Raw genomic sequence first — 11,964 nt, forward strand, 5'->3', positions numbered from 1 at the left:
CAAATCGAGCGTATGGCTTGCGCACACGGCTGCAATGTTGTCGTACGGCCCCCTCCATTGGCCCGCCCCGCGGGCGGGAGGGTGTCGCGGAGCGGGCCGGTGGCCGCCGCGCCGGAGTCGTCCGGGGCGGCCGGGCCGCGGGTGTGGGCGCGCGGCCGTTCGGGGGTGCAGCGGGGCGTCTTCGACCGGGCGTCAGAGCGTTGCTGCGCCGGCCGTCCACCAGGCGGCGGTGCCGGCGGGGAGGGTGCAGGGCGGGCAGGGGCCGCTGGCGAGCAGCGGTTCGCCGTCGACGGGGGCGAGGGCCGGCTCGTCGCCGAAGTTGACGGCGCACAGCAGGCCGTCGCCTCGGACGAAGGCGAGCACGCCGGGCGGGGTGTCGATCCAGCGCAGGGTGCCCTCGCCGAGCTGCGGCAGGACGCGCCGCAGGTGCAGTGCCTCGCGGTAGAGGTGCCAGGCGGAGCCGGTGTCGGCGAGTGCGCGTTCGGCGGTGTGCGCGGCGAAGTGGGCGGGCTGCGGCAGCCAGGGCTCCTTGCCGCCGTCGGGGGCGAAGCCGAACGGCGGCTCGTGCCCGGACCAGGGCATCGGGATGCGGCAGCCGTCCCGGATGCCGGTGCGGCTGCCGGTGCGGTGGTAGATCGGGTCGGTGAGCACCTCGTCGGGCAGGTCGTCGACCTCGGGGAGGCCGAGTTCCTCGCCCTGGTAGAGGTAGGCGGCGCCGGGCAGGGCGAGCATCAGCAGGGCGGCGGCGCGGGCGCGGGCGGCGCCGGCCAGCGGGTCGGTGGCGCCGAAGCGGCTGGTGGTGCGGACCTGGTCGTGGTTGTTGAGCACCCAGGTGACGGTGGATCCGGTGGCGGCGATGTCGTGCACGGCGGCGTCGATGACCCGGTGCCAGTGGGCGGCGTCCCAGGGGGCGTGCAACAGGTGGAAGAAGAACGCCTGGTGGAGTTCGTCGGGGCGCAGGTAGGCGGCCTGTTCGGCGGCGGTGGGCACGGAGGCCTCGCCGACGAGCAGGCGCTGCCGGCCGTCGCGGGCGGTGTACTCCTCGCAGACGGCGCGCCAGCGGCGCCAGATGCCGTGCACCTCGGGCTGGTTCCAGGCGAGCGGGTTGACCGAGTCGCGGGTGCGCTCGTCGGCCTCCGGGTCGGGCGAGTCGGGCAGCTCGGGGTGCTTGAACAGGCCCGCGGCGACGTCGATCCGGAAGCCGTCGGCGCCGCGGTCGAGCCAGAAGCGCAGGATCCGCTCGAACTCCGAAGCGACTTCGGGGCGGCGCCAGTTGAGGTCGGGCTGCTCGGGGGTGAACAGGTGCAGGTACCACTGGCCCCAGCTGCCGTCGGCCTCGCGGATCCGCGTCCAGGCGGGGCCGCCGAACATCGCCCGCCAGTTGTTGGGCGGCAGTTCGCCGCTCTCGCCGCGGCCGTCGGCGAAGTGGAAGAACGCCCGCTCGGGGCTGCCGGGTGCGGCGCGCAGCGCGGCCTCGAACCACGGGTGCTCGCGGGAGCAGTGGTTGGGCACGATGTCGAGGATCAGCCGCAGGCCCAGCAGCCGGCAGTCCTCGGCGAGCAGGTCGAAGTCGTCGAGGGTGCCGAACAGCGGGTCGACGGCGCAGTGGTCGGCGACGTCGTAGCCGTGGTCGTGCTGCGGGGAGGCGTAGAACGGGTTGAGCCAGACGCCGTCCACGCCGAGGCGCTTGAGGTACGGGAGTCGGGCGCGGACGCCGGCCAGGTCGCCGATGCCGTCGCCGTCGGAGTCCTGGAAGCTGCGCAGGTAGACCTGGTAGACGACCGCGTCCCGCCACCAGGGGCGGTCGGGGCCGGCCGCCGGCGGGGCGGTGAGCAGGGCGTGGGCGGGCACGGCCGGTGGATCGTCCGGGGTGGGGGACGTGAGCATTCGTCACCTTCAGGAAGGACACGGCGGGGCAGCGCCGCAGAGGTCGCACAGGGTCCCGCATGCGCCGTCCGGGCCGCGGGGATACATGCATGTTAGGTAGCTCGACAGGTCCCGTCCAGAGCAGGTTCACCGGCCATATGAGGACATAGCTCATCAAACGGGCACAAAAGAAGGGGCCCGGATACTTAACAAGTAAGTGTCCGGGCCCCTGGCGGGCCACCCTCGAAGGTCAGCCGGAGATCGACTTCAGGTCCGCGGCCATCCGTGCCACCGCCTCGTCCGCGCTGCTGCGGCCGAGCAGCGCCTCGTACGCCGCCGCGCTCACCGCGAGGCTCACCTGCTGGTACTCCGGCGAGGCCGGCCGGCGCACCGCGCCCTCCAGGGCCTGCCGCACCACCGGCAGGTACGGATGGCGCCGCACCAGCTCCGGGTCGGTGTACAGGTCCGCCCGCACCGGCGGCAGACCGCCCTCGGTGAGCACCCGGCGCTGCACGTCCCGCCCGGTCAGGAAGCGGATCAGGTCCCGGGCCGTCCGCCCGTGCCGGGAACGGGAGTTGACCGCCAGGTCGGAGCCGCCGAGCACCGAGGTGCCCGGGCCGTCCGGGCCGGGCAGCGGCACCACGCCGAACTTCCCGGCCACCGCCGAACCCGGCCCCTGGGCCTGCGGGTACACGTACGGCCAGCAGCGCAGGAACAGCAGCCGGCCGTCCTGGAACGCCTGCCGGGACTCCTCCTCGCGGTAGCCGAGCGCCGCCCGCGGGATCCAGCCCTCCCGCACCCCGCGCGCCAGGAACTCCAGTCCCGCGCGGGACTGCGGGGTGTCCACCGCCACCGCGCCGCGGTCGTCCAGCAGCCGCCCGCCCGCCGAGCCGACCGCCTCCGCGACGTTCACCGTCAGCCCCTCGTACGGCAGCAGCTGACCCGCGTAGCCGTCCAGGCCGTGCCGCGGCGCCACCTCGCGGGCGAGCCGCTCCAGCTCCGCCCAGGTGCGCGGCGGTTGCACACCCTCCGCGGCCAGCACGTCACTGCGGTAGTACAGCAGCCCGACGTTGGTGGTGAACGGCACCGCGTACAGCCGGTCCCGCCACCGCCCGGTGCCGACCGCCGACGGCAGCAGACCGGCCGGTGCCATCCCGGCGTCCAGCGGCGCGATCCAGCCCTTCTCGGCGAACTCGGCCGTCCACACCACGTCCAGGTTGACCACGTCGAAACGGTCGCTGCCGCGGGCCAGGCCCTCCGCCAGCTGCGCCCGGACCTCGTCCGCCGCGTCCGGCAGCTCCACCAGCGTCGCCCGCTCGCCGGGATGCCCGGTGTTCCAGCTGTCCAGCAGTCCCTGCAGGTAGCCGGCCCGGTCCCGGCCGGTGACCAGGGTGACCGGCCCGGTGCCGGACGCGTCCGGATCGTCGAGGTCCTCGGGCAGCGAGCAGCCGCCCGCCAGCAGCACGCCGGCCAGCGCCCCCGCCAACTTCCCCAGACTCCGACGGCGCACCGTACCGACCTCCACTCCGCCCGCCGATGGGCGGGACCGCCCGCCTCGCGTACCGTGTGACCGGGCCGAACCAGCCGGGCCGCGTCGCGGACGACAAGCCAATGACGACAGAGTATGCCCGGGCGAACGAAGGGAGGGGAGGGTCCGAGTGCGGCTACCGCTGCTCGCGCTGCTCGCCAAGGAGCCGGCGCACGGCTACGAGCTGAAGCAGGCCCTTGAGCAGACCTTCGGCGCGGCGTACCCTCGTGCGAACATCGGCCAGGTCTACGTCACCCTCGGACGTCTGGAGAAGGCCGGCCTCATCGAAGGCCAGGACGTCGCGCAGGACGGCAAACCCGACAAGCGCGTCTACGCCATCACCGACACCGGCCGCCAGGAGGTGGCCACGTGGCTCAGCGAGCCCTCCGAGGGACCGCGGGTCCGCGACGAGTTCTTCCTCAAACTCGTGCTGGCCCCCGAGACGCAGCTGGCCGACCGGCTGACGCTGATCAACAACCAGCGCCGGCACTATCTCAACGTCATGCGCGGCCTGAACCGGATGGCCGCCGGGGAACGCGGCAACCAGGTCTCCCAGTTGCTCATCGAGGGCGCCGTCCTGCACCTGCAGGCCGACCTCGACTGGCTGGAGAGATGCCAGGAGGAGCTCACGTGACAGGCCAGGACACCGCCGTCCCGGTGTTGCGCGCCACCGGACTCGTCAAGACCCACCGGGCCGCCCGCGGCGGCGCCGAGGTCAGGGCCGTCCGGGGCGTCGACCTCACCGTCGGACGCGGCGACTTCGTCGCCGTCACCGGCCCCTCCGGCGCAGGCAAGTCCACCCTGCTGCACCTGCTCGCCGGGCTGCGCCGCCCCGACGCCGGCGAGATCCACCTCGACGGCCGGCGCGTCGACACCCTCCGCGAGGCCGACTGGGCCGTGCTGCGCCGCCGCCGGATCGGCATCGTCTTCCAGACCGGCAACCTGGTCTCCGACCTCACCGTCGCCGACAACGTCGAACTGCCCGCCCTGCTCGCCGGCCACAGCGCCCGCACCGCCCGCGAACGCCGCGAGGAACTCCTCGCCGACCTCGGCCTCGCCGACCGCGCCGACGCCGCCCCCGGCGACCTCTCCGGCGGCGAGCGCCAGCGCGCCGCCCTCGCCCGCGCCCTCGTCAACGACCCCGACCTGCTCTTCGCCGACGAGCCGACCGGCAGCCTCGACAGCCGCAGCGCCCGCGAGGTCCTCGCCCTGCTCACCCGCCACCACGCCAAGGGCCGCACCATCGTCCTCGTCACCCACGACGCCCGGGTCGCCGGCAGCGCCGACCGCGTGGTCAGCCTCTTCGACGGCCTGATCACCGACGACACCCGGATCGACGACACCCCGCCCGCCCGCGGCGTCGGCGACGTCCTCGACCTCGGCGGCTGAGCCCGTGCGCGCCGCCCTCCGCTGGATCCGCGCGGACCTCGCCTCCCACCGGCTGCCCGCGCTGCTCGTCGTGCTCGCCACCGCCGGCGTCTCCGCCGCACTGCTGCTCGCCGGCGCCCTGCTCAACAACGTCACCGGACCCTGGCAGCGGCAGTTCGCCCGCGCCGACGGCGCCCACGTGTGGATCGAGACCCGCACCGACCACGCCGACACCGCCCTCGCCCGGCTGCCCGGCATCACCGCCGTCGGCGGACCGTACGACACCACCGCCGCCACCCTCACCGGCCGCAACGGGCGGCCCGTCACCGGACCCGAACTGCCGCTCTCGCTGCGCGCCACCGACCCCGGCCCGCCCGCCGTCTCCGCCCCGCTGCCCGTCGCCGGCGGCCGGCTCGACGCCGCCCGCCCCGACGGCATCGTCCTGGAACACTCCCTCGCCTCCGCCGCCTGGGCCCGCCCCGGCGACCGGCTCACCCTGCGCGGGCCCGACGGGCGCAGCCACACCCTCACCGTCCTCGGCATCGCCGACAGCCCCGACCGCGCCCGCTACCCCGACCTGCGGCCCGGACTCGCCTGGGTACTGCCCGGCACCCTCGACACCGTGCAGCCGACCGCCGCCCTGCGCGGCCACGCCGTCGGCCTGCGCCTCGCGCACCCCGCCGACGCCGACTACACCGCCCAGCGCGCCGTCACCACCCTCGGCGGCGACGTCACCCGCGTCGCCACCTGGACCGACGCCCGCGACTCCCACGAACGCGAGAGCCGACCCGCCGGCCTGCTGCTCGGCCTGTGCGGCCTCGCCGCCCTCGCCGCCGCGGCCCTCGCCGTCGCCGGCGCCGCCGCCGGCCGGATCAGCTCCCGCCTCGGCGACATCGCCACCCTCAAGGCCCTCGGCTTCACCCCCGCCGGCATCGCCCGGATGTTCGTCGCCCAGCACCTGCTGCTCGCCGCCGCCGGGCTCCTGATCGGCGGCGCCGGCGCCCTCGCCGCAGCCGCCCTGCTGCCCGCCCTCGCCCCCGACCCCGGCGTCACCGCCACCCCCTGGGCACTCGCCCGGGCCGTCTTCGGCAGCGGACCGCTCGCCCTGCTCGCCGCCCCCGCCTGCCTGGTCACCGTCGCCGCCGCCTCCGCCCTGCCCGCCCTGCGGGCCGCCCGGATCCCCGCCGTCCCGCCCGCCGAGGGCGAGCCCGCCCAGGACCGGCCGCCCCGCCCCGCCCGGCTCGCCCTGCTGCGCCGGCTGCCGCCCGCCCTCGTCCTCGGGGTGCGCGGCGCCGTCCGCGGCCGAGGCCGCACCGCCACCGCCGCCCTGCGGATCGCCGTCCCCGTCCTCGCCTGCACCCTCGCCCTCACCGCCTGGTCCACCCTCGACGGACTCGGCCGCACCGCCACCGCCGGCTCGGCCGCCGCCCTCACCGTCCGCGCCGCCGGACCGGACGACCCGCTGCCCGCCGCCCTCGCCGCCGACCCCGCCGTCTCCGGCGTCCACCCCGGCGCCGACCGCGAGGCCCTCGCCCCCGGCCAGTCCGCCACCGTCACCCTGCGCGCCCTCGGCACCACCGACCGCCCCTACCCGTTCGACGTCGTCGAGGGCAGGCCCGTCCGCGCCACCGGCGAAGCCGTCGCCGGACAGGGCGCCCTCGACCTCCTCGGCATCCGGGTCGGCCAGTGGGCCCGCGTCACCACCGACGGCACCCCGCGGATCCTGCACGTCGTCGGCCGCGTCGTCGAACCCGACCGCGGCGGACGCATCGTCTCCACCGGCCTCGACACCCTCGCCGACGCCACCACCACCGACCCCCGGCCCGACTACTGGACGCTCACCCTCCGGCCCGGCGCCGACGCCGACCGGGTCTCCGCCGCCCTCGCCGCCGCCTTCCCCGGCCGCCTCGACGTCCGGCCCACCACCGCACCCTTCGCCGGACTCGCCACCGTCCGCGCCGCCGTCGTCGGCCTGGTCGCCCTGCTCGCCCTCATCACCCTCGCCGAACTCCTCACCGTCGCCGCGGTCGCGCTGCGCGCCCACCGCCGCGACCTCGCCCTGCTGCGCACCATCGGCCTCACCCCGCGGCAGGCGATGGCCCTCGTCGTCACCCGCTGCGCCACCGTCGCCCTCCTCGGCGGCCTGCTCGGCGCCGCCCTCGGCGTACCGCTCGCCCTCGCCCTGATCGACGCCCAGGGCGCCGCGACCGGCGTCGGCGCCGGACTCGCCCACCCACCCTCCGCCGCCGCCCTCACCACCCTGGTCACCGCAGCCGTCCTCACCGCAGCAGCCGCAGCCGCCCTCCCCGCCCTCCGAGCCGCCCGCGAACCCGCCGGCGAAGTCCTCCACCGCATCTGAAAGCGGACCGGATCGGGGCAAGCCGAATCAGGGGCGCGGGGAACTGCGCAGTCCGAGGGTGGCCGCAGCGACTGTCAGGGCCGGCCCCTGGTTCGTACGGTGGCCCGCATCCGAATTGCGCAGTTCTCCCCCAGCCTTCGGCCGGGAGGTGCCCCCACGCGCCCCTGGGTGAGCCCTCCCCGTCAGGCTTCCCAGAGGCCTGCGAAGAGCTGGTCGAGCCGGTCGTCGCCGATCGGCGGTTCGGGGAGCGGGTGGGTGGCAGGGGCGCGGAAGCCGTCGAGCAGCAGCGCGAGGTGGCGCCGCCACAGCCCCGGCCGCAGGCCGTCCGCCGCGGGCACCGCCCGGCACAGCGGCCCGAGCAGGAACAGCAGGTCCGTCGCGACGACGTCGCCCCGCATCGTGCCCTGTTCCTGCGCCCGGGCGACCAGGATCCCGACGGTCGCGGCGTTGCGGTGGCTCATGTCGGCGAGCACCGGGACGGTCGGAATGGCCATCGTCACCAGGTCGTTGATGCCGCGGCTGGTGGCGACGAGTTCGAAGATCCGGGTGAAGTAGCCTTCGACGGCCGTCCAGGCGTCCTCGGCCGCGAGGGCTTCCTCGCCGGCCTCCGCGAGGACGGCGGCCGCGGGGCGGAAGACCTCGCCGATCAGGTCCTCGCGGGTCGGGAAGTGCCGGTAGAGGGTGGCGTTGCCGACTCCGGCGCGGCGGGCGATGACGTCGAGCGGGGCGTCGAGGCCGAGTTCGGCGAAGACGTCCGCGGCGGCCGCGGCCAGTGCCTCCCGATTGCGCCGTGCATCCCGCCGCTGCGGTGCCGGCCGCTCCCCGTCTGCCACGCGCACACCTTAGCCGTCACTGGATGCCTTCGAGGATCTCGGAAAGAATCCTGTCGCGGGATGTCGAGGCACCGGCGACCCGCTCCGACTGAAGGGTGAGAGCGCGCCACGGGGCGCGCCGGACGGAGGGCACCCCGAGATGAAGTACGTCGCGATGATCTACGGCAACCAGGCCAAGTGGGAGTCCTTCCCGGCCGAGGCGTGGCCGGAGGCGATCGCCAAGCAGGAGGCGTTCAACCGGAAGTACCGCGAGAGCGGCGAGCTGCTCGGCGCGTACGGCCTCGCGGACGCGGCCGCCGCACAGCTCGTCCGCCGCGAGGACGGTGCCCCGGCGGTCACCGACGGCCCGTACCTGGAGACCAAGGAGTACCTGGCGAGCTTCTACCTGCTGGACTGCGAGAGCCTGGAGCGGGCGCAGCAGATCGCCGCCGACATGCCGTTCGCCGATGTCGACCCGGTGGAGCTGTGGCCGGTCCTGCACGAGTCCCCGGTGTTCCGGTGAGCGGTGGGACCGAGGCGGTCGAGGGCCTGCTGCGCGAGCTGGCGCCGCAGGTCCTGGCCGCGCTCGTCCGCCGCCACGGCACCTTCGACACCTGCGAGGACGCGGTGCAGGAGGCGCTGCTGGCGGCGGCCGTGCAGTGGCCGCGGGACGGGGTGCCGGACAGCCCGCGGGCGTGGCTGGTGACGGTCGCCTCCCGCCGCCTGGTCGACCGGGTCCGCAGCGAGGCGGCACGGCGGCGCCGCGAGGACGCACTGGCGCTGGCCACCCCGCAGTCCGCGCTGCTCGCGCACGCCGCGGACGAGGTCCCGGGGTCGGAGCGGGACGACTCGCTGGCGCTGCTGTTCCTGTGCTGCCGACCGGAGTTGTCCGCCCCGAGCCGGATCGCGTTGACGCTGCGCGCGGTCGGCGGCCTGACGACGGCCCAGATCGCCGCGGCGTTCCTGGTGCCGGAGGCGACGATGGCGCAGCGGATCAGCCGGGCGAAGCAGACGGTGCGGGCGGCGGGCGGGACGCTGGCGCTGCCGGAGGGGGCGGAGGCCGCCGAGCGGCTGGCCGAGGTGCGGCAGGTGCTGTACCTGGTGTTCAACGAGGGCTACACCGCCACGGCGGGCCCGGACCTGACGGCTCCGGAGCTGTCGGCGGAGGCGATCCGGCTCACCCGGCTGCTGCACCGTCTGGTGCCGGAGGACGCCGAGACGGCCGGGCTGCTGGCGCTGATGCTGCTCACCGACGCCCGTCGGCCGGCCCGGACGACGGCGGGCGGCGAGTTGGTGCCGCTGGCGGAGCAGGACCGCGGCCGGTGGGACGGCCGGCTGGTCGCCGAGGGCGTCGAGCTGATCAGCCGGACGCTGCCGCTGGGGCGGGTCGGGCCGTACCAGGTGCAGGCGGCGATCGCGGCGGTGCACGCGGAGGCCGGGAGCACGGAGGCCACCGACTGGCCGCAGATCCTGGTGCTGTACGAGCTGTTGGAGCGGTTCGGGCCCAACCCGATGGTCACCCTGAACCGGGCGGTCGCGGTGGCGATGGTGCACGGCCCGGCGGCGGGCCTCGCGCTGGTGGAGCCGCTCCGCGCGGACCGGCGGACGGCCCGTCACCACCGGGTGCTCGCCACCCGCGCACACCTGCTGGAGCTGCTGGGCGAGCGGGAGGCCGCCGCGCAGGCGTACCGCGAGGCCGCGGCCCGGTCGACCGCCGCCCCGGAACGCCGCCACCTGGCGGCCCGCGCCCGACGGCTGGATCCGCGGCCGTGACTCCTAGGCGGTCAGCTGCTCCCAGACCTGGTGGACGCGGGCGGTGAGGTCCTCCAGCGAGCCGCTGTTGTCGATGACGATGTCGGCGACGGCGAGCCGGTCCTCGCGGGTGGCCTGGGCGGCCATCCGGGCCTCGGCCTCGTCCGCGGCCATGCCGCGCAGCCGTACCAGCCGGTCGAGCCGGATCCCGTCGGGCACGTCGACGACCAGGACCTGCTGGTAGAGCGGGGCGAGGCCGTTCTCGGCGAGCAGCGGGACGTCGTGCACGACGACGTCCTCGGGTCCGGCGGCGGCCTCGAGTTCGGCGGAGCGGGCGCGTACCAGGGGGTGGACGATCGCGTTGAGCGCGGCGAGCCGCTCGGGGTGGCCGAAGACGAGCCGGCCGAGGGCGGGCCGGTCGAGCGAGCCGTCCGGCTGCAGGACCTCGGGGCCGAACTCGGCGACGACGGCGCGCAGTCCGTCCGTCCCGGGGGCCACCACCTCGCGGGCGATCAGGTCGGAGTCCACGATGACCGCGCCGAGTGCGGCGAGTTGCCGGGACACCTCGCTCTTGCCCGCGCCGATCCCGCCCGTCAGTCCGATCCTCAGCATGGCGCCCAGGCTACCGCCCGGTCACCCGGGGCCGCAGGGCGCTCCCCCGCCGATCGTCCGCCCGCTTCCCCGGCCGGTCGCCGCCGGGCGAACGCGGGTCGAACATCCGGCGGCGTCCTGGCGAAATACCGGCCCCGGGGGCTGCGGAGCGGCAGCTCGCCGGTCCGCGAGTGGTTAGGGTGCCGGGGATCGTCCACCCGAGAGGAGCACCGATGTCCCCCACCTGGCCCGCCGGTCCGAGGCGGGTGCTGGTCGTCGGCATCGACGGCGTCCGGTTCGACCTGCTGCCGTCGCTGCACACCCCGCACCTGGACGCGGTGGCCGGGGCCGGCTTCCTCGCCGCGGTGCAGGTGGACGAGGCGACGCCGACGATGTCCGGGCCGTGCTGGGCGACGGTGGTGACCGGTGTCGGGGTGGCCAAGCACGGCGTGTTCGGCAACCACTTCGGCGGCAACCGGCTGGACGTCTTCCCGGACTTCACCACCCGGCTGGCGGCCGTGCACCGGCGCCGTACCTTCGCGGCGGGCGGCTGGGAGCCGCTGTTCCTGGCCCGCAGCGGCGGCCCGCTGTTCGCGGCGCCCGGCCGGCTGGCGTACATCGCTCCGCTGGAGGACACCCCGGAGGCGTGGGAGGTCTGCGACGAGCGGGTGACCGCCGAGGCCGAGTACGTGCTGGGGCGCAGCGACGACGATCCGCAGGCCTCGTTCGTGTACCTGGGCGCGGTCGACGAGACGGCGCACTTCCTCGGCTGCGGCGAGGAGTACCGGCGTTCGGTGGAGACCGCGGACGCCCGGCTGGGCCGGCTGCTGGCGGCGGTCCGCGGCCGGGCCGGGTACGCCGAGGAGGAGTGGACGGTGATCGTGGTGACCGACCACGGGCACCTCGACGGCGGCGGCCACGGCGGCCGCACCGACCTGGAGCGCACGGCGTGGATCGCGGCCTGCGGCCCGGGGATCGTCCCGGGCGGGCCGGTGCTGCCGCTGCACCACACCGATGTGGCGGCGCACGTGTACGCGGCGCTGGAGATCGTCCCGGACCCGCACTGGACGCTGGACGGCCGCCCGTTCACGCCGGCGGCCCTGCCGGTCGCGGTGGTCTGACGGCCGGTCACCGGGCCTTCCCGGGTCACCGCGCCGGTGCCGGCCACAGGACCGGTGCCGGTCACAGGGCCGACACCAGGTGGGCGGAGACGACCACGTTGCCCTGGTAGCCGGTGGCGCGGGTGTAGCCGCCGCCGCAGGTGACCACGCGCACTTCGGGCCGGGCGGTGGCGCGGTAGACCCGGTCGGCGGGGAAGCCGGCCTTGGGCAGCACCTCGACGGTGTCGACCGCGAAGCGGGCGGTGCTGCCGTCGGCGCGCAGCACGTCGAGGGTGTTGCCGCGGTGCAGTGAGCCGAGCGCCCAGAAGACGGCGGGTCCGTGCTCGGTGTCGACGTGGCCGACCAGCAGGGCGTTCCCGGCGGCGCCGGGGGCGGTGCCGAGGCGGTACCAGCCGGCGAGGTTGCGGTCGCCGACGGGCGGCACCTGGATTCCGCCGGCGGCGTCGAGGCCGACGCCGGTGACGGGGGCGTCGACGCCGATCGCCGGGATGCGCAGCCGGGTGGGCAGGGAGAAGGGCATCGCGGCCGGTCCCGCCCCGGCCGGGGCGGGACCGGCCGCGATGCCCT

General features: G+C 75.9%; 11 protein-coding genes. 6 read left to right on the plus strand and 5 right to left on the minus strand.

The annotated features are described in order from the left end of the window. Window positions 1-192: 192 nt before the first annotated feature. A complete protein-coding gene (locus ABZ641_RS14895; RefSeq protein WP_359981989.1) occupies window positions 193-1,887 on the minus strand; it encodes a glycoside hydrolase family 13 protein in 1,695 nt (564 codons plus the stop codon). Window positions 1,888-2,116: 229 nt separating this feature from the next. Next, the gene (locus tag ABZ641_RS14900) at window positions 2,117-3,331 is read right to left on the minus strand and encodes an ABC transporter substrate-binding protein (RefSeq protein WP_344622485.1); all 1,215 of its coding nucleotides are present in this window, start codon (window positions 3,329-3,331) and stop codon (window positions 2,117-2,119) included. 193 nt (window positions 3,332-3,524) lie between these two features. Here ABZ641_RS14900 and ABZ641_RS14905 point away from each other — a divergent pair, with 193 nt between their 5' ends. The 3 genes from ABZ641_RS14905 to ABZ641_RS14915 are packed head-to-tail and all read left to right on the plus strand — an operon-like array spanning window position 3,525 to window position 7,121. Continuing rightward, complete coding sequence (locus tag ABZ641_RS14905; RefSeq protein ID WP_359981992.1) at window positions 3,525-4,028, plus strand: PadR family transcriptional regulator; 504 nt, start codon at window positions 3,525-3,527, stop codon at window positions 4,026-4,028. After that, complete coding sequence (locus ABZ641_RS14910; protein WP_359981994.1) at window positions 4,007-4,783, plus strand: ABC transporter ATP-binding protein; 777 nt, start codon at window positions 4,007-4,009, stop codon at window positions 4,781-4,783. Before ABZ641_RS14905 ends, ABZ641_RS14910 begins: the two co-directional genes overlap by 22 nt. Before the next feature lie 4 nt (window positions 4,784-4,787). Continuing rightward, on the plus strand, window positions 4,788-7,121 hold the full coding sequence (locus tag ABZ641_RS14915; RefSeq protein WP_359981997.1) for an FtsX-like permease family protein: 2,334 nt from the start codon (window positions 4,788-4,790) through the stop codon (window positions 7,119-7,121). Between the two features lie 182 nt (window positions 7,122-7,303). Here the strand turns inward: ABZ641_RS14915 and ABZ641_RS14920 are convergent, their stop codons facing one another. Continuing rightward, window positions 7,304-7,954: a helix-turn-helix domain-containing protein gene (locus ABZ641_RS14920; protein ID WP_344622465.1), complete on the minus strand. Its 651-nt coding sequence runs from the start codon at window positions 7,952-7,954 to the stop codon at window positions 7,304-7,306. A gap of 139 nt (window positions 7,955-8,093) precedes the next feature. On the opposite strand from ABZ641_RS14920, the gene ABZ641_RS14925 reads away from it, so the two are divergent. Both ABZ641_RS14925 and ABZ641_RS14930 read left to right on the plus strand, forming a co-directional pair. Continuing rightward, the gene (locus ABZ641_RS14925; protein WP_359982000.1) at window positions 8,094-8,456 is read left to right on the plus strand and encodes a YciI family protein; all 363 of its coding nucleotides are present in this window, start codon (window positions 8,094-8,096) and stop codon (window positions 8,454-8,456) included. Beyond that, complete coding sequence (locus ABZ641_RS14930; RefSeq protein ID WP_359982002.1) at window positions 8,453-9,706, plus strand: sigma-70 family RNA polymerase sigma factor; 1,254 nt, start codon at window positions 8,453-8,455, stop codon at window positions 9,704-9,706. Before ABZ641_RS14925 ends, ABZ641_RS14930 begins: the two co-directional genes overlap by 4 nt. Window positions 9,707-9,709: 3 nt before the next feature. Here the strand turns inward: ABZ641_RS14930 and coaE are convergent, their stop codons facing one another. Further along, the gene (gene coaE / locus ABZ641_RS14935; protein WP_344622468.1) at window positions 9,710-10,297 is read right to left on the minus strand and encodes a dephospho-CoA kinase; all 588 of its coding nucleotides are present in this window, start codon (window positions 10,295-10,297) and stop codon (window positions 9,710-9,712) included. A 212-nt stretch (window positions 10,298-10,509) separates the two neighbouring features. On the opposite strand from coaE, the gene ABZ641_RS14940 reads away from it, so the two are divergent. Next, window positions 10,510-11,397: an alkaline phosphatase family protein gene (locus ABZ641_RS14940; protein WP_344622469.1), complete on the plus strand. Its 888-nt coding sequence runs from the start codon at window positions 10,510-10,512 to the stop codon at window positions 11,395-11,397. A gap of 61 nt (window positions 11,398-11,458) precedes the next feature. Here the strand turns inward: ABZ641_RS14940 and ABZ641_RS14945 are convergent. Beyond that, window positions 11,459-11,964: class F sortase (locus tag ABZ641_RS14945; RefSeq protein ID WP_359982006.1), on the minus strand; the 506-nt coding region annotated here is incomplete at its 5' end.

Origin of the sequence: Kitasatospora sp. NPDC007106 (genome assembly GCF_040634455.1) — a bacterium.
In the GTDB taxonomy this organism is placed as follows: Bacteria; Actinomycetota; Actinomycetes; order Streptomycetales; family Streptomycetaceae; genus Kitasatospora; species Kitasatospora arboriphila.

Coding starts and splice junctions, on each gene's coding strand:
- ABZ641_RS14895 (WP_359981989.1), bottom strand. CDS start 1,887: ATGCTCACGTCCCCCACCCCGGACGATCCACCGGCCGTGCCCGCCCAC.
- ABZ641_RS14925 (WP_359982000.1), top strand. CDS start 8,094: ATGAAGTACGTCGCGATGATCTACGGCAACCAGGCCAAGTGGGAGTCC.
- coaE (WP_344622468.1), bottom strand. CDS start 10,297: ATGCTGAGGATCGGACTGACGGGCGGGATCGGCGCGGGCAAGAGCGAG.
- ABZ641_RS14910 (WP_359981994.1), top strand. CDS start 4,007: ATGCCAGGAGGAGCTCACGTGACAGGCCAGGACACCGCCGTCCCGGTG.
- ABZ641_RS14940 (WP_344622469.1), top strand. CDS start 10,510: ATGTCCCCCACCTGGCCCGCCGGTCCGAGGCGGGTGCTGGTCGTCGGC.